Consider the following 16,472-nt stretch of genomic DNA (forward strand, 5'->3'; position numbering starts at 1 on the left):
GACTATACCGGACCGGCCAGGACAGCCTTATACAAAAGGTAAAGGTTTGGTGGACCCATGATCAGGTTTCCATCAACGAGTAAAACGGGTGCCTGCCTCTCCTGCAATGGCGGCTTCAATTCGCGACGGCGACGTGACGATGGCCTCCTTACCGCCCGCATCGAGAAAAGCGAGGATGGCCCGGATCTTCGGCTCCATACTCCCCGCCCGAAAATGAGTGCCTTCGCCGAGGTAGCGACGGGCATCCTCCCGCGATAGATGATCAACCCATCGCTGATCGGGTTGGCCGAAATTCAGAGCTACCTGGTCGACCGAAGTCGATATGAGGAGGAGATCGGCCCGAAGCTCACTGGCGAGCAACGCCGAGACGTGATCTTTGTCAATCACCGCCGGCACCCCGACCAACGTCCCGTCCGGGCCCGCTACCACCGGGATACCTCCACCGCCTGCGGCGATCACCACATACCCCACCTCGACCAGCCGAGCCACCGCGTCCAACTCTACGATTCGAAGCGGATGAGGTGATGCGACCACTCGGCGCCAGCCCCGACCGGCGTCTTCCATCACATCCCAGCCGTCAACGCGGCGCCGCTCAACGGCCTCCGCCTCTGTCATGAACGCTCCGATTGGTTTGGCCGGATGTTCAAATGCCGGGTCGTCGGCACTGACTTCGACCTGCGTCACAATCGTGACGACCCGCTCGGGTAAACCCATCCGTTTGAAGTCGTTCAGAAGGTTTTGCTGGAGTAGATACCCGATCGCCCCCTGAGTGTCCGCTCCGCACACCTCAAGCGGAACCTCATGTAGTTCACCCCGCGCCAATTCGGAACGCCGCAGGATAAACCCGATCTGGGGACCATTGCCGTGGGTGACGACGACATTCCAGCCGGATGCCACCATAGTGGCGATGTGATGATCGGTTTCGGCCGCAGCCAAATATTGGTCCTCCACCGACTGGTGGGCGGGGTCTGTGATGAGACTATTGCCTCCGATTGCCACTACTGCGATAGGCATGGTCCGCTCACATCGTCAAGGCCATGGCGGCCTTCTGAACATGTAGACGATTTTCGGCCTGGTCGTATACGACGCTGTGCGACCCATCAATGACCTCGTCGGACACCTCCAGGTTCCTGTCGGCCGGGAGCGGATGCATGTAGATGGCCTTCGGGTCGGCCATGGCGAGCCGTTCGGCATCAACCATCCAGTTCGTATACTGCCCGCTGATATCGGCGGATTCCTCTTCGCTGGCGGTGGTCAAAGCTCCCCAAGACTTGGCATATACGACGTCTGCTCCCCCGAGACCATCCTCGAATGACTCGACCACGTCGAGGGTGCCTCCCGACGCCCTGGCATTGGCCGCAGCCTGGGCCATGATGTCTTCTTCGAGTGCGAACTCGGGCGGGCGAGCGAGGCGGACCTTCATCCCAAATCGAGTGGCCAAAAGCAGAAGGCTCTGCGCTACGGAAATCGGCTTCTGATAGCTCGCCGCGTGGGCATAACTCACGTCGAGTGTCAGCTGACGGGGATCTCCCTTCTTCTCCATGATCGTCATCAAATCGGCCAGAGCCTGGAACGGGTGGTAGCGGTCACACTGCATGTTGAGAACTGGCACCCGCGAGGCTTTCGCTACTTCGCGTATGTAGTTGTTGCCCACCCCCCAATCGACGTTGCGAATCGCCAGCCCGGAGGTGTATCGCCCCAGAATGTCTCCGATTTCCTTGGCAGTATCACCATGCGCGATCTGGGTGGATTTGGCTTCCATGAACATGGCGTGGCCACCCAATTGGGCCATGCCGGCTTCGAAACTCGCCCTGGTCCTGGTCGACGAGAAGAAGAACAGCATCGTCAGGACTTTGTCCCGCAACAACGGGTGCGGCTCACCCAGCGCCTGCTGGACCTTCAGATGTTTGGCGACTGCGAACAACGTTTCGAGCTCTTCAACCGACCAGTCCTGGGTGGTAATCAAGTCACGGCCACGGACGTCGGTGATCATGGCGTCGCTCCCAACACCAGCGCCAGCAGCGCCATACGGATCACCAGTCCGTTGTAGGCCTCTTGCCAATACCGGGCATGATGCGTGTCGTCCACGTCGGTCGACAACTCGTCCATCCTTGGCAGGGAATGCAGGACGATCGACGATCGTTTCGCTTTGGTGGCCAGCAATTCGGCGGTGACCTGGTATCGAGAATCTGTCGTGCCCAACGAATCACCACGCTCGTCCCGGCTCTTGCCATAGTCGGCCTGGACAACCGGTTCGATGAAGATCACGTCAGCCTCGTTGACAACCTCCCCCACGTCTTCGGCTTTCCGGAAGCTGAGGCCACGGTCTCGAACCGTCTTGAGCAGCACCTCGTCGGGTTCCTCATCGGCTGGGCACACGTAGATGAGTTCTGCGTCAAACTGGGTCAACGCATAGGCGAGAGAGTGCATCGTGCGCATCCGCCAGTCCCCGACCGCCACAAAGGTCAGGCCATCGACACGCCCCAACTCGTTACGCACGGTGAAAAGGTCGGTCAGGACCTGAGTGGGATGCTCCCCCCAGCCGTCACCACCGTTGATAACCGGAATCGAAGCCCAGCGAGCCATCTCGTGCGGTGCCCCGATCTGCGGGTGTCTCATGACAATGACGTCACCGTAATACTCCAACATGTGGGCGGTGTCTTTGATCGACTCCTGATAGAAGTCCCCCGCTCTGGTCATCTTCGCGTCGGCGAACCCGGTCACGTGGCCCCCCAACCGCAACATCGCAGACTCATGTGCGAGGCGGGTTCTGGTCGAGGCCTGAAAGAAGGCGCTGACGAGGATCTTGCCTGCCAGAAGATCAATGGTTCGCCGGCTTTTGGCGACCGGGTCGAACCGGTCGCCGGCTTCAAACACGGATTCGAAATCTGCCCGGCTGAAGTCGTCCAATGACAAAATGTCACGTCCTGCAAATTCGCGCATGACTAACTCCTGGTCGTAGTCGCCCTACTGTGCAACCGTCGACCGACCAGCGCTAGTGGCATTTGTCATAATCAGCCGGAGGCCTTTCACGGGGTACAATGCCTCTCTGATCAAGGAGCAACTATGTCGATGAACGTGAGGGCCGCCCTCGTACAGTCCGAATGGACCGGTGACACGGAGTCGATGATCGAAAAGAACATCGGGTACGCCCGGGAGGCAGCCAACGATGGCGCTCAAGTTCTCTGTTTCCAGGAGATCTTCTCGGCTCCCTACTTCTGCACGGTGCAAGATCGCAGCTTCTTCTCCTACGCCGAGGAGATGCCGGGACCCACCACCGACCGCATGGTGGATCTCGCCAAAGAAACCGGGATGGTGCTTGTCGTCCCGATGTTCGAGAAAGTCGATGACGGGACCTACTACAACACGGCTGCCGTCATCGACGCCGACGGCAGCTTCCTTGGCAAATATCGCAAGAACCACATCCCCCAGGTGCAGGGGTTCTGGGAGAAGTTCTACTTCCGGCCCGGCAACCTCGGATATCCAGTTTTCGACACTGCTGTCGGAAAGGTCGGCGTGTATATCTGTTACGACCGCCACTTCCCGGAGGGTTGGCGGGAGCTCGGTCTCAACGGTGCCAAGATCGTGTTCAACCCATCGGCCACGACCCGGGGGCATTCCAAATATCTCTGGCAGCTCGAACAGCCGGCCGCCGCCGTCGCCAACGAGTACTTCGTCGGGGCCATCAATCGGGTGGGCCCTGAACCTGCCGAAAACACCGACTACTACGGCTCGTCATACTTCGTGGATCCCCGCGCCCGGCTGGTCGGGGAAGTGGCATCTGACCAGAAAGACGAAGTCATCGTCCGCGATCTCGATATGTCGATGATCGAAGAAACTCGCAACTACTGGCAATTCTTTCGTGATCGCCGCCCCGATACCTACACCCAGACCGGGGCGATCTGAACCTCGATCAACCGCCGATGGATCTCTGGCACTAGGGCGCGGCCGCCGCCAGTCCGGCTGTCAGCACCACAAAAAGGCCGAGTATCACCTGTTGGGCACCGACGACGCCAATCGCCGGCGGAGGTCGACGAACCAGCCACATCTGGACGCCTGCCATGACCACAATGGCCGACCATCCACCCCAGGGGACAAACCCGGCCACGGCGCCCAAAGCAACGACCAGCACTGCCAGGATCTGCCCGAAGTCGCTGACAGTCCGCTTATGAGGCTGCTTCTTGGACCTGAGCAATTGAACCCGTACAAAGATGACCGCCGCCATCGATCTCGCCGCGATCACCAGCCACAAACCGCCTGCTACCGACGGCGAAACGCCGCCGAGCAGGCCGACGGCCGCCGCCACCGATCCGATCCCGATGGTCCCGGCCAACTCGGGTACCAGCCTACGACTGCGAGACCGGATGTCGTACCACCACTCGACGGCCACCAGCGGAGCAGCCACTCCGAGCGGAGCCAGAAATCGCAGGCTCCGGCCCAGAGTCAGACCGACCAATAAGACCGTTAGGAGGCCCGCTTCTGCGGCTGCCACCTTCCGGGCCAGAACCGTGCGGGGAAGTTCTCGCCGACGCCGATGGTCCACCATGACCATCTTGAGCGGTGTCCGCAGCATGAACCCGAGCAAGGTGACGAGCCCGAGCACAACGCCGGACCATGAGAACGCCACCAGAAGTCCAAGCAAAACTGGTTCGATCGTAAAGGCCCAACCACCGTGCTCAGAGGGGATGGCAACCATCGCCAGCGTTGGCCGCGGGACTGCGGACATCTCGGGGCCAGGGACGGGGTCAAGAGTCATCCGCCAAGTCTACAAATACAATAGGATGTGGAGCCTGGACCGCGAGGAGGTGAATCATCGACGCCGCCCTGAGAGGCCTTCCCAAGGCCGAGCTTCACTGTCACATTGAGGGAACGCTCGAACCCGAAATGCAGTTTGCTCTGGCGAGCCGCAACGGCCAAACCGGTCGCTATTCATCCGTCGAAGAACTCAGAGCCGCATACGATTTCACCGATCTTCAGTCCTTCCTCGATATCTACTACGAAGGGGCCGCGGCCTTAAGGACCGAGGAAGATTTTTACGACCTCACCTGGGCGTACCTGGAACGGGCAGCTGCCGACGGCGTGCGCCGAGCGGAGGTTTTCTTTGATCCCCAAACCCATACCGAACGGGGCGTCAGCCTCGAGACGGTCATCAATGGGATCGGGGCGGCCCTTGATCGCAGCACCGAGTTTGGGATTTCGACCGGACTGATTCTGTGCTTTCTACGCCATCTGGGCGCTACCGAAGCGCTCGCTACCCTCGAACAAGCCCTCCCCTATCGCAATCGCCTCCTCGGAGTGGGCCTCGATTCATCCGAGAGTGGTCTTCCACCCGAGCTATTCGCGGCGACCTACGACCTGGCCAGACAGGAGGGCCTTCGACTGGTTGCCCACGCCGGCGAAGAAGGACCACCTGAGTACATCTGGCAGGCGCTGGACGTGTTGGGTGTCGAACGTATCGACCACGGTGTGAGCGCTATCGAAGACCCGGCCCTCGTCGATCGACTGGCTGCCGATCAAATTGCCTTGACAATGTGTCCCCTATCGAATCTAAAACTCCACGTTGTCGCTGACCTCGCCGAGCATCCGCTCGGGCGATTGCTCGACGCAGGCGTACAGGTGACCGTCAATTCCGACGACCCCGCCTATTTCGGTGGGTACCTCGGCGCCAACTACGACGCCGTCGGCCGGGCACTTGGTCTTGAACCATCCGCACTGATTCAGCTGGCTCGTAACAGCCTTGAAGCGTCGTTCCTCCCCGAAACCGACCCGATTTTCGCTGAGTTCGAGCGGGGCGTCGCAGCCTTGGAGTTGGTCGAATAGCCAGTTGAACCGGCCGACCGTCCCGTGGTCGTTGATGCGAACGATTGACGCCCACCCCACTCGTCGAGTGGTGGGCGTACCGAACCGACCGATCTGGCGATTCACGGGGATAGTCTGAAGTTCCCCTATCGTGGGTACACCTATGCAGCTTGACATCACCCCCGAAGCCATAGCCCTGGTCCGCCGGAAGGGCGGGGTCATGGCCATCGACTTCATCCCCCCGATCAGTTGAGGCGGAACGCTTCAGGTGTCGGTCGACACCTACCTCAAAGGCAAGGATCTGGCCCCGTACCAACGGCTGGAGGTCGACGATGTCGAACTGCATGTATCGCCGGCACTATCGACCTGGGCAGATCGAGCCACGGTGACGGTCAGGTCGGGAGCGCTTGGTAAGAGGTTTGAGATTCTCGCCGACCACAAACACCAACCGACGTGAAGTCATTGAAGGAGCACCGGTCGGTGCTCTCCAGTGGCTGGTCAGACGGATGACTCGCAGATGAATGGCGTACGTTTTACAATCCGTAAAGTGATTGCGAGAGGATGACATGGATCTAGCTGCCGAGTTTCTGGTGGAGCCTTTCTCAGAGGGTTCGCCTGGGCCCCACGTGCAGGCGGCAGTTCGGGCCGTCGAGTCGACTGGACTGGTTGTAGACGTCGGCCCGTTCGGCAACACCACCACCGGCGAAGCAACCATGGTCCTGGCGGCGGTTAGCTCGGCCATGGCTGCGGCTATCAATGCCGGAGCTACCCGGGTGAGCCTCAGCCTCATCCGTGGCGAAACCCCTACCCCATGAGCGTTCATACAACGTTCGCCGCGGCCCTCGAACCACTATTACGGGTTATCGGCGCCACCGCTATCGACGTTGCAGAAGCTACTGACTCGGACGTCGTGCTGGAATGGGCCGGTCGGCCGGCCGTGGCGATTCGCCTCGACTTCGCCGAAACGACCGCCGCTCAGGTGCGCGGCGTGGAAACCGAATTCGGGGCTCCCCTGTCAGACCTGACCCGCGAACAGAAACAGATCGCAGTGCGGATTCTCGACGAACGAGGAGCCTTTGCGCTACGAAAAGCCATTGAAGACGTCGCTGACGCGATGGGCGTCAGTCGCATCACGATCTACAACTATCTCAATGCGATCAGACAGGCTGACTGATGCCCGCTGATTCTGCAACCGAAACCAATCAATCAAGCGTCCCCGAAGGAGCATCGTGACAACTTCCATCATGGGTCTTTTCGACACCATCGTCGACGAGAGGGCCCTGACCAACACCGTCGAGCGTTTTCGGGAACGTGAGATCGCGCTTCCGACGTTTGCCCAACTCGCCGATCCGTCGACGATGCCAGAAGGCGTGAGAGACGCTCTTGCCAATGTGGGCCCGGATGATCCAGACCCTCGCAATCTGTGGCGGGTCAACTGGTATAACGATGAGCACCGGACCGGCCGAACGGATGTCCCGGAGTACGTCGAAATTCCAAGCGAATTGAGCGGCATCGATGTCCGGATCCTCATGGCACTTGGGGACAAGTTCCCGATGATCCGCGCCCACAAGGTATTGGCGGCCTACGCCTGCCTGGCGCCCCGCATCGTCACCGGGGCGTTTGATCCAACCCGCCATCGGGCCATTTGGCCGTCGACCGGCAACTATGCCAGGGGCGGCGTCGCCATCAGCCGGATCATGGGCTGCCGCGCGATGGCCGTCTTGCCCGAAGGCATGAGCCAGGAACGGTTCGACTGGCTTAACGAATGGACTGCGGGTCCTGAGGACATCCTGCGGACGACCGGAACCGAATCCAATGTCAAAGAGATCTATGACGCCTGCAACGAGCTGGCCAAAGACCCGGCCAATGTGGTCTTGAATCAGTTCTCGGAGTTCGCCAACCACCTCGGGCACTACTACGTAACCGGGCGGGCCCTCGAACACATCTACGAAGCGGCCGGTGGAGGAAACCTCGTGGCCTTTGTCTCGGCCTCCGGATCGGGGGGAACGATCGCGGCGGGCGACTACCTCAAGGAACGCCATGGATCCCGGATCGTGGCGGTCGAGGCCCTGGAGTGTCCCACGATGCTCTACAACGGATATGGCGAGCACAACATTCAGGGCATCGGCGACAAACACATTCCGCTCATCCAGAATGTCATGAACACAGACGATGTCGTGGCCATCACCGACCATGCCACCGACACGTTATTGCTGCTATTCAACACTCCGGCCGGAAAAGACTATCTCGTCGGTCAGGGACTCGACCCGGCCCTGGTCGATCAGCTCAAACATCTCGGGTTCTCGTCAATCGCCAACCTGCTGGCTGCCATCAAAGTCGCCAAATTGCACGGCTACGGAGCAGGCGACGTCATTGTCACCGTGGCGACCGACGGGTTCGAACTGTACAAGTCGGAAGTGGACAAGATCATCTCCCGGGACCATCCAGGTGGCTTCGGCGAAACGGCTGCCGCGGCGGCCCATGCCCGGTTCCTCACCGGCATCGATACCGATCACACGGTCGACATCGGGGCGATCGGGAGGAAACGGATATTCAACCTCGGTTACTACACGTGGGTCGAGCAGCAAGGCGTCGATTTCGAGTCATTCGAAGCCAGACGATCCCAGAAATTCTGGAAGGACCTCCATGGACACGTCGAACGTTGGGACGCCCAGATCAACGAATTCAACGCCCGGACCGGAGTGACGGTTGACTGACAATCCGTTTCTCCGATACCGCCAACGCCTCGATTCATACCGGCACGCCATCGAAAACGGCTGGAGCGACCAGCGCTTCACCGAGCTTGTGAACCGAATCGATGAGGCGATCGCATCGGTTGACGGCCATGGTTTCGAGACAACCCCGCTCACGGCCTACGGTCAGCTCCACCCGGGCGGCGACGAGGTCTGGGTGAAAGACGACACAAACAACGTCGGAGGATCCCACAAGGCCCGCCACCTCTTTGGAGTCGCACTTGCTGAGGCTGTCGATGGGGCGGGCACCGGAGAACTGGCGATCGCGTCGTGTGGGAACGCAGCCATCGCAGCGTCTGTCATCGCCAGGGCCATCAGCCGGCCCCTGCGCGTCTTTATCCCGACCTGGGCAGACCAGGCGATCGTCGACATTCTCCGAAGCAATCAGGCGCAGATTGAGATCTGTCGGCGCCATCCGGACGAAACGGGTGACCCGACCTACTTGCGATTCATGGAAGCGGTCGCCACGGGATCAACGCCTTTCTCCGTACAGAGCACGGCTACGCCATCGACGCTCGACGGTGGACGGACGATGGGATGGGAACTCGCCGACCAGCTGGTCGGGGTGGACGTCACGGGCGGACTCGGGCTCTTCATCCAGGTGGGCGGAGGGGCGCTCGCCGCGGCCACCTGGCAAGGGATTACGGAAGGTCTCGGCCAACAGTCAGAGATCAAACCGGTCTTGTTTGCCGTCCAAACGCAAGCCTGCGCTCCCCTGGCGAGAGCCTGGGATCAACTGATCGACGAAGTCGGACCTGACCCGGCCGCCCGTCTGGCCGCCGCCTCTGCCGATCCCGACAGGTTCATGAGGCCCTGGGAGCCGATTGGACCGTCGGAGGCGACCGGCATCCTCGACGATGTGACATATGATTGGCTCCCGATCGTGGCCGGCATGCTCGAATCGGGCGGAGAGCCGATCGTTGTTGACGAAACGACTGTCGTTGCCGCCAACCAGCGGGGCCGGGCGATCACTCACATTGATGTTGAACCAACCGGCACTGCCGGCTATGCCGGCTTATTGGCAACCCGCCGCCCCGGCCAGGCAGTCGTCCTTTTCACTGGCGTCACCCGCTTCTGATCCACGAGGTAACGTCTCGGGATGGAATTTTCTGAGGTCCTTGCCAAACGCCGAATGGTTCGCAATTACACGGACGAGCCTGTCAGTCAAGAACAGCTAGAGCGGATCGTGCATGCCGGCGCCAGGGCTCCAAGCGCCGGTAATACCCGCGGTCAGTCCTTTGTCGTCGTGACCGATCAAGCGACCCGGCGGGCCATCGCCCAACTAGCCGGCGAAGCACAATACGTGGACATGGGCTTCGACCCCTGGGTCTCCAAAGCTCCCGCTCACATCATCATCGGCGTTTCCGAAGATGCCTATCACAGCCGATATCAGGAGGCCGACAAACTGGGCGCCGACGGTGAGATCGAGTGGCCGGTTCCCTACTGGTGGGTCGACGCCGGGGCATCAATGATGGCGATACTCCTGGCTGCGGTTGACGAAGGTTTGGCGGCCGGTTTCCTCGGGGTGCATGCGTTCGACGAACTCGAGGCGCTCGTTGGCATGCCTTCTGAAGTATCGGCGATCGGCATCGCCACCATCGGTCACCCGGCCACCGACCGCCGATCAGGGTCGCTCGACCGACCGAGTCAGGTCGGCGTGCATTGGAATCATTGGACCGCCGATGAATAGGCACTAGTCCGATGTTCATCGATTCGATCAGCCTGTACACGGTTGAAATGACGCTGAGGGATCCATTCACCACGGCGACCAGCAGCCAAACCAGTCGGACCTTGCTGATCCTGTCTGTCACCAGTGGTGACCTGGTCGGATGGGGTGAATGCAGCGCCGATGGATCTGCCTACTGTCGCGGTGAGGATGCCGCGACGGCTCGGATGGCGCTCGACGGAGTCGCCAGATCCCATATCGGCGACCTCGTCGAGGAACCCGCACCATCGACCGAACTGGTGGCTTCCCCGATGGCCGCGGCGGCGCTGGACGCCGCTCGCTGGGACCTCTACGCCAAGTCCATTGGTGCCCCACTGGCCAACGCCCTGGGCGGTTCGCTCAGACGGGTCCCCTCTCGAGCCGTCCTCGCCCAATCAACCGACCGGCTCGCCCGCGCCGACCAGGCAGTCACCGAGGGGTACCGATCGGTCAAGATCAAACTTTCGCCGGCCGACGATTTGGCCGATCTCCACACCATCCGTTCGACACATCCCGCCATCGGAATCGCCGTCGACTTCAACGGATCGGCCAGCCGGCATCGCCCCCCGCCGTCGTATTGGGAACAACTCGACGATCTCAACCTCGACTTTGTTGAGCAACCATTCGATCCATCCGATCAGAATGCCAGCCTCAGGTTGGTAGATACCTCCCCGACACCGATCTGCCTTGACGAAAGCGTGCGAAACCCCCAACAAGCGTCCTGGGCGATCGATCACGGCTTTCTCGTCAACCTGAAAGCGGCCAAGTTCGGAGGCCCAAGCCAGGCCCGCCTCATCGCCAGGACCTGTCCTGATGGGCAATCCTGGTGGGGCGGGATGTTGGAGAGCGGGATTGGACGAGCCCACACGCTCGCACTGGCGACCATGTCTGGCCCGACACTCGCTTCAGATCTCGGCGCGTCCAGTCGGTATTACATGACCGATCTCACGGATCCATTCGAATTGGCCGAGGGCGGGATCCAACCATCGAACTCGCCGGGGATTGGTGTTACGGTCGATACCGAAATACTCGAGGCACTAAGCACCAGTTCTCCCGATCGTTATTCCTAGAATTTCGTGTAACACTCGCCCGCGACGACGCACTTTCTGGTTGGAGGCTGAGATACACCATGAGTACATCCCCGATGGATGACCTGAAAGCATATGCCGCATCATTGACGGATTCCGTCTCTATTGCAGAGACTGACGCCGTGGTTGCTGGCGTCCTTCGCGCCCCCCGCGAAGGACGCCAGCCGGTCAAACAGCGGGTAACCGCCGTTGGCGTCGTCATAGCAACATTTCTTTCAGCGAACGTGGGGTTGGCGGCTGCTTCGCAGAACGCCGCCCCCGGGGATGCTCTGTACGGGGTTGACCGTGCCTACGAACGGATTGCTGAGTTTGTGGGAATTAGCAATCCACGTACCGAGGAACGCCTCCAGGAGGCGAACGATCTAGCCAATCGAGGCGACGCATCTGCTGCGTTAGCTGCGGCGTCAGCCGCGCTTGAAGCTGTGAGTTCGTCCCTGGAGGACCCCGGTTCGGACGGCTACCGCGAAGCGGCGAACTCAGTCCGCGAGGCGTCAGAAGAGATCACCCACGCCATTCCGGCGTCAGGGAATTCCCGTCCCGAATTCGTCAGTGACATGATGGCCGAAACCCGCATGATCGTTGAGTTGGCTCACCAGCTTCGCGATGCCGCCAAGACCGCCGACAACGCCTCTGAGGCTGCCAAGGAACTCAACAACCGGGCCAAGGGGCTTTCCGAGAGAGCCAAGAACGAAAAGGCCAACAATTCGGACAAGGAAAAGCCGAAGGACTCGAACGACAACAACCGGCCATAGGCCGGCAGCCGGGCCAATCGCCCGTTCTATGCGCAAGGCCTGTAGAGTTTCGAGGCCGTGAGAGAATCCGCCGGTGACACATCAGCTACTTGGCCCCCGTCGGTGCAGGCAATCGAACGAGCCCAAGCAGGTGACTCGGAGGCGCTTGCTGATATCCTCCGATCTGGCCACCCCCGGCTCGTCGCATACTTCGCCGGCTCTGGACCTCAACGAGCCGACGCCGAAGATCTGGCAGCGCACACACTTGAAGCCGTCGTCACGTCGATTCACAAGCTCAAGAACCCCCTGGCGTTCGAGGGATGGTTCTGGCAAATTGCCCGCTATTCGTTTCGGGGGTGGATTCGCCGCACCCGGCGGCCCGCCCGCTTCGAGCCCAGCTACACACCGGGCGCGGACCCCGAAGACGCGGTTCATCTTTCGGACGAACACGCCCAGATCCGGACGGCCCTCGAGGCATTGAGCCCCAAAGATCGAAGCCTGCTGTGGTTGCGCGACGTCGAAGAACTGTCCTACGAAGAGATTGGCGGACGGGTCGGCTCAACGGTCGGCACGGTGCGGGTCGCCTATCACCGCGCCCGCAAACGGCTCGAAGAGACCTACGGAGCTCTGGAACAAGATGACTGACATCACGTCCCTCACCAATCCAACGGTCAAGTCAATGGTTCGACTCCGGGAGCGACGAACCAGAGACGCGTCGGGGACCTTCCTGATCGAGGGGGCGACCGAATTGGGCAGGGCTCAAACCCGTTCGGATCTGAACATCGAGACGGTCCTGATTCGCCAGAACAGCTCCTATGTCGCCCGGGACAACGAACGAGTAATCACCGTATCGGACGAAGTTCTCGACAAAGTTGCCATGCGCGGTGCCGGGGCGCAGATGGTCGCCGTTGCTCACCAATTCGACATTGCGCTCAGTTCGCTGGCGCAGACAACGGATCTAGTACTCATCGCTGAAGCCATCGAGAAACCCGGCAATCTCGGCACAATGCTCCGCTCCGCCGATGCCACCGGAGCGGCGGTCATCATCTGTGACCCACTCGTAGACGTCTTCAGCCCCCAGGTGGTCCGGGCCTCCCTCGGATGTCTGTTCACCGTCCCGATCGGCAGGGCAACCAGGCAGCAGGCCATCGCCTGGGCATCGGGCCATACCACCGTCGTCGGCACCCCGGAGGCTGATCGCTCCTTCTACGAGACCGACCTGACTGGCCCGGTGGCGTTCGTCGTCGGATCCGAACACGACGGAGTGTCCGACGAGTGGAAAGCTGCCGCCACCGTCCAATGCTCGATCCCGATGGCCGGTTATGCAGACAGCCTGAATGCCGCCACTTCAGCGGCTCTAATGCTGTATGAGGCCGTCCGCCAGCGTCACCAGGGTGATCGTTGAATCGAACAGGTGTTCGGAGTAGGCTCTCTCCCCTACCGACCCGGGGTTGCCGAGAGCCATGGATCTACTACAGCGAAGCTTCGATGATCTGGGGGCTCCGCTGTCAACTGTTCCGTTCTGCGTCTTCGATGTGGAGACCACCGGCGGTTCTCCTGCCACCGAATCGCTGACCGAAATCGGAGCGGTCAAGTATCTCGGCGGCGAAGTGATCGGGGAATTCCAGACCCTCATCAACCCGGGCCGTGAGATCCCGCCCTTCATCACGATCTTGACCGGTATTACCCACGCCATGGTTGTCGAGGCACCTCGCATCGAAACCGTGTTGCCGTCGTTCCTCGAATTTATCGGCGAATCGGTCCTCGTCGGGCACAACGTCCGATTCGACCTCGGCTTCCTCAACGCCGCCGCCCTCCAGTGCGGCTACAGCCGGGTCTCCAACCGGTCCGTCGATACGCTGGCGCTGGCCAGACGGCTGGTTCGTAACGAGATCCGGAATCTAAAACTCGAGTCGCTGGCCGCCCACTTCCGATCGCCGGTGAAGCCGAACCACCGGGCACTCGAAGATGCGAGAGCCACCGGGCACGTTCTCCATGCGCTGCTCGAGCGCGCCGGAACCCTCGGTGTTACTGCCCTCGAAGATCTGCTGGAACTGCCCACCGCCCGGGGGTCGACGAATTACTCGAAGATGTCGCTGGCTGACGAATTGCCGCGGCGGCCGGGTGTCTACCTGTTCAAAGACCGGCAAGACAATGTGATCTACGTCGGAAAAGCGAAAAACCTCCGGACCAGGGTCCGGTCCTATTTCTATGGTGACACACGGCGTTCAATCACCAATCTGCTCAACGAACTCCACTCGATCGAGGGCCGGGTGTGTGAGACCGAACTCGAAGCATCCATCACCGAGTTGCGCCTTATCCATACCTTTCGTCCCCGCCACAATCGGCGCTCCAAGCCGCCCAAGTCGGGCCACTGGGTCAAGCTCACGAAAGAAGAGTTCCCGCGGCTTTCGCTGGTCCGGACACTCCGCGATGATGGACTGGCCTACCTCGGTCCGTTCCGAAGCAGGGCCTCGGCCGAACAGGTCATGACAGCCATCTGGGATGCTCTGCCGATCAGACGCTGCCTGACAAAGCCAGGGAGCCGCAATGCCGTTTGTGCGTTCGCTCAGCTCGGGGTGGCCCGGTGTCCGTGCGACGGGAGCCTGACGACCAACGAATACACGCACATAGTCAGCCAGCTCGTCAACGGGCTTGACCGCGATCCGGGTGTCTTGCTATCTCCGATCCGACACAAGATGATCGACCTGGCTGCCGCTCAGCGCTATGAGGAGGCCGGCTGGATGCGCGACCGCTACCGTGCTCTGGCGAAGGCGTTGGAGCGACGGGCCGCCTGGCAGTCGATGCTGTCAGCCGGAACGATCCGGGCCGAACAAAACGCCGATGGTGCGTTCATCGAGGACGGCCGCTTCGTCATCGCCTGGATGGTCCCCAACCAACCGCTGCTGCCGGTCGACACTCCGCAGCCTGACCGGACGGTCGCCGACAGCGTGCCACCGTCGGTTCTCGCCGCCGAGGAAGCCCACCTGATATGGACCTGGCTCGCGGACTCCGGAACCTCAATTATCGAGACCTCCGAGCCGCTGCGTCGGCCGAGCGCAATGCCCGATCTGGCCGCCTGACCCTAGCACCCGACCTAAGAGCGGCCGGCGAACGGTTGGGAGTGATTCAAATGTATCTGCCACTCCGAAAGTCGATGAGCGCCGGATCTTGCGGTCCGGCGCTCATTGACCGTCATCCTGTCAGGGCTAGTCGCTCATGCGCTGACGGTGAACGCCATCTTCATGCCGTTTTCATAATGGCCCTCAAGATGGCAGGCGAACTCCCACGTCTGACCAACATCGTCTGGCGAGAAAGTTACGTCCACACACGAAGTTGTGCCGGCGGCGAGGTCCTCTTCGTCGACCATGGCCTTGCTAACGGTATGCATCGCCTCCATATCCATCACACCAGTTTCGATCGGGGGCATCAACAGCATCTCGTGTTCCTTGACACCTTCGTTGACCACCACAATGTGGTATTGGACTCCCGCCTGAAATTCCGTGATATCCGATTCAAAGCTGGACTCATCGGCCACCACATTGACGGTCACCGAATCGGCAGGCGGGTTATCTATCGAGCAGGCGCTCTCAACCTCGGGCATGGCTCCAGCTTCTGCCGTCGTTGCAGGCAAGGTGGAAGTGGCCGACCCACCACATGCCGCGACTGCGAACGGTACGGCGGCGAGAGCGATCAGAAATCTCTTGGACATGTCTCTCCTCGTTATTTCGTTGAACACGGCAAATACGATGCCGCGCATTTAAACGTAAGACGCACGCCGATCGCCCGCTAGGGGACAAGTGACCCTGTATAGGGGCGGAAGTCCTGTTTTCGGTCCGCCAAGCAGGACCAGGTGCATCCTCCGGACATTCGATACTCGATGTGACTTCTCGAAAAACCCAGAAGACCGAAGCAATACACAAGGTGTCGGCCCAGCGTCGATCATCGGCGAACGGCGAGCCGGCGATAACATGGCCCGATGCGCTTCATCGTTCGTGACGGTACCGATCCAATCGCCATAGCCGATTCAACAATGCTGGCTGCCATGGGAATGCCCGGCGGAGGTGTCTTTGCTGTCGGTAACAGCCACGTGCGGGTCAAGGCGGGCCGGGTCGGCGAATCATCAGCTCTGGCCGTTGGCGCCCTCGGCAGGGCCAACGGCGGTTTGACCCTCGGATCGACCGTCGACGCCACGAGGGCGATCCTGGCGAGCGCCCAGGAAGTCTGGCTGTCTGAGCCGGTAGAGGCCGACCTGGTGCGTTCATTGCTGACCCATCCGGTGACGGTCGGCGACCAGCTGGACATCGACGGCCAGATGATCACGGTCGAAAAGGTCATCCCGCTGGATGCCGGGTTGATCAGCTCCAGTACCCGTTTCCAGGCCGGCGATGTCCAG

The 16,472-nt window shown here is 60.9% G+C and carries 19 protein-coding genes; 14 read left to right on the forward strand and 5 right to left on the reverse strand.

Translation table 11 applies throughout. From position 1 onward, the window contains the following. Positions 1-72: 72 nt before the first annotated feature. The 3 genes from JJE47_06275 to pyrB are packed head-to-tail and all read right to left on the reverse strand — an operon-like array spanning position 73 to position 2,943. Positions 73-1,014: a carbamate kinase gene (locus tag JJE47_06275; protein MBK5267027.1), complete on the reverse strand. Its 942-nt coding sequence runs from the start codon at positions 1,012-1,014 to the stop codon at positions 73-75. Positions 1,015-1,021: 7 nt separating this feature from the next. Further along, positions 1,022-1,993 (reverse strand): ornithine carbamoyltransferase, encoded by a 972-nt coding sequence (locus JJE47_06280; protein ID MBK5267028.1) that lies wholly within the window; start codon positions 1,991-1,993, stop codon positions 1,022-1,024. Continuing rightward, positions 1,990-2,943 (reverse strand): aspartate carbamoyltransferase, encoded by a 954-nt coding sequence (gene pyrB, locus JJE47_06285; protein ID MBK5267029.1) that lies wholly within the window; start codon positions 2,941-2,943, stop codon positions 1,990-1,992. The genes JJE47_06280 and pyrB overlap by 4 nt, the downstream gene beginning before the upstream one ends. Before the next feature lie 123 nt (positions 2,944-3,066). On the opposite strand from pyrB, the gene JJE47_06290 reads away from it, so the two are divergent. Then, complete coding sequence (locus JJE47_06290; GenBank protein MBK5267030.1) at positions 3,067-3,906, forward strand: acyltransferase; 840 nt, start codon at positions 3,067-3,069, stop codon at positions 3,904-3,906. A 31-nt stretch (positions 3,907-3,937) separates the two neighbouring features. Here the strand turns inward: JJE47_06290 and JJE47_06295 are convergent, their stop codons facing one another. Then, complete coding sequence (locus JJE47_06295; protein MBK5267031.1) at positions 3,938-4,756, reverse strand: YwiC-like family protein; 819 nt, start codon at positions 4,754-4,756, stop codon at positions 3,938-3,940. A gap of 56 nt (positions 4,757-4,812) precedes the next feature. Here JJE47_06295 and JJE47_06300 point away from each other — a divergent pair, with 56 nt between their 5' ends. From JJE47_06300 to JJE47_06355, 12 genes are all read left to right on the forward strand, one after another. Next, a complete protein-coding gene (locus JJE47_06300; GenBank protein ID MBK5267032.1) occupies positions 4,813-5,820 on the forward strand; it encodes an adenosine deaminase in 1,008 nt (335 codons plus the stop codon). A gap of 247 nt (positions 5,821-6,067) precedes the next feature. Beyond that, positions 6,068-6,256 (forward strand): hypothetical protein, encoded by a 189-nt coding sequence (locus JJE47_06305; GenBank protein ID MBK5267033.1) that lies wholly within the window; start codon positions 6,068-6,070, stop codon positions 6,254-6,256. Between the two features lie 109 nt (positions 6,257-6,365). After that, positions 6,366-6,614 (forward strand): thiamine-binding protein, encoded by a 249-nt coding sequence (locus JJE47_06310; protein MBK5267034.1) that lies wholly within the window; start codon positions 6,366-6,368, stop codon positions 6,612-6,614. Further along, entirely contained in the window at positions 6,611-6,973 is a 363-nt protein-coding gene (locus JJE47_06315) for a helix-turn-helix domain-containing protein (GenBank protein MBK5267035.1), read from the forward strand. Before JJE47_06310 ends, JJE47_06315 begins: the two co-directional genes overlap by 4 nt. Before the next feature lie 70 nt (positions 6,974-7,043). After that, a complete protein-coding gene (locus JJE47_06320) occupies positions 7,044-8,516 on the forward strand; it encodes a pyridoxal-phosphate dependent enzyme (GenBank protein MBK5267036.1) in 1,473 nt (490 codons plus the stop codon). After that, on the forward strand, positions 8,509-9,630 hold the full coding sequence (locus tag JJE47_06325; protein MBK5267037.1) for a PLP-dependent lyase/thiolase: 1,122 nt from the start codon (positions 8,509-8,511) through the stop codon (positions 9,628-9,630). Before JJE47_06320 ends, JJE47_06325 begins: the two co-directional genes overlap by 8 nt. A 21-nt stretch (positions 9,631-9,651) precedes the next feature. After that, a complete protein-coding gene (locus JJE47_06330) occupies positions 9,652-10,242 on the forward strand; it encodes a nitroreductase family protein (protein ID MBK5267038.1) in 591 nt (196 codons plus the stop codon). Positions 10,243-10,253: 11 nt separating this feature from the next. Beyond that, positions 10,254-11,327 carry a hypothetical protein gene (locus tag JJE47_06335; protein MBK5267039.1) on the forward strand — a complete coding sequence of 358 codons (1,074 nt, stop codon included), beginning with the start codon at positions 10,254-10,256 and terminating at the stop codon, positions 11,325-11,327. 59 nt (positions 11,328-11,386) lie between these two features. Then, positions 11,387-12,097 carry a hypothetical protein gene (locus JJE47_06340; GenBank protein MBK5267040.1) on the forward strand — a complete coding sequence of 237 codons (711 nt, stop codon included), beginning with the start codon at positions 11,387-11,389 and terminating at the stop codon, positions 12,095-12,097. Positions 12,098-12,154: 57 nt separating this feature from the next. After that, positions 12,155-12,721 (forward strand): sigma-70 family RNA polymerase sigma factor, encoded by a 567-nt coding sequence (locus tag JJE47_06345; GenBank protein MBK5267041.1) that lies wholly within the window; start codon positions 12,155-12,157, stop codon positions 12,719-12,721. Then, positions 12,714-13,481, forward strand: a complete 768-nt coding sequence (locus JJE47_06350) for an RNA methyltransferase (protein MBK5267042.1) — start codon at positions 12,714-12,716, stop codon at positions 13,479-13,481. The genes JJE47_06345 and JJE47_06350 overlap by 8 nt, the downstream gene beginning before the upstream one ends. Positions 13,482-13,539: 58 nt before the next feature. Beyond that, positions 13,540-15,159, forward strand: coding sequence for a DEDD exonuclease domain-containing protein (locus tag JJE47_06355; protein ID MBK5267043.1), 1,620 nt, complete (start codon positions 13,540-13,542; stop codon positions 15,157-15,159). A gap of 134 nt (positions 15,160-15,293) precedes the next feature. Here JJE47_06355 and JJE47_06360 read toward each other — a convergent pair whose 3' ends face one another. Then, entirely contained in the window at positions 15,294-15,788 is a 495-nt protein-coding gene (locus JJE47_06360; protein MBK5267044.1) for a hypothetical protein, read from the reverse strand. Positions 15,789-16,055: 267 nt separating this feature from the next. Between JJE47_06360 and JJE47_06365 the strand changes: the two genes are divergently transcribed. Continuing rightward, positions 16,056-16,472 (forward strand): hypothetical protein (locus JJE47_06365; GenBank protein ID MBK5267045.1); only part of this gene is annotated, 417 nt, incomplete at its 3' end.

It is taken from the genome of Acidimicrobiia bacterium, assembly GCA_016650365.1.
In the GTDB taxonomy this organism is placed as follows: Bacteria; Actinomycetota; Acidimicrobiia; order Spongiisociales; family JAENVV01; genus JAENVV01.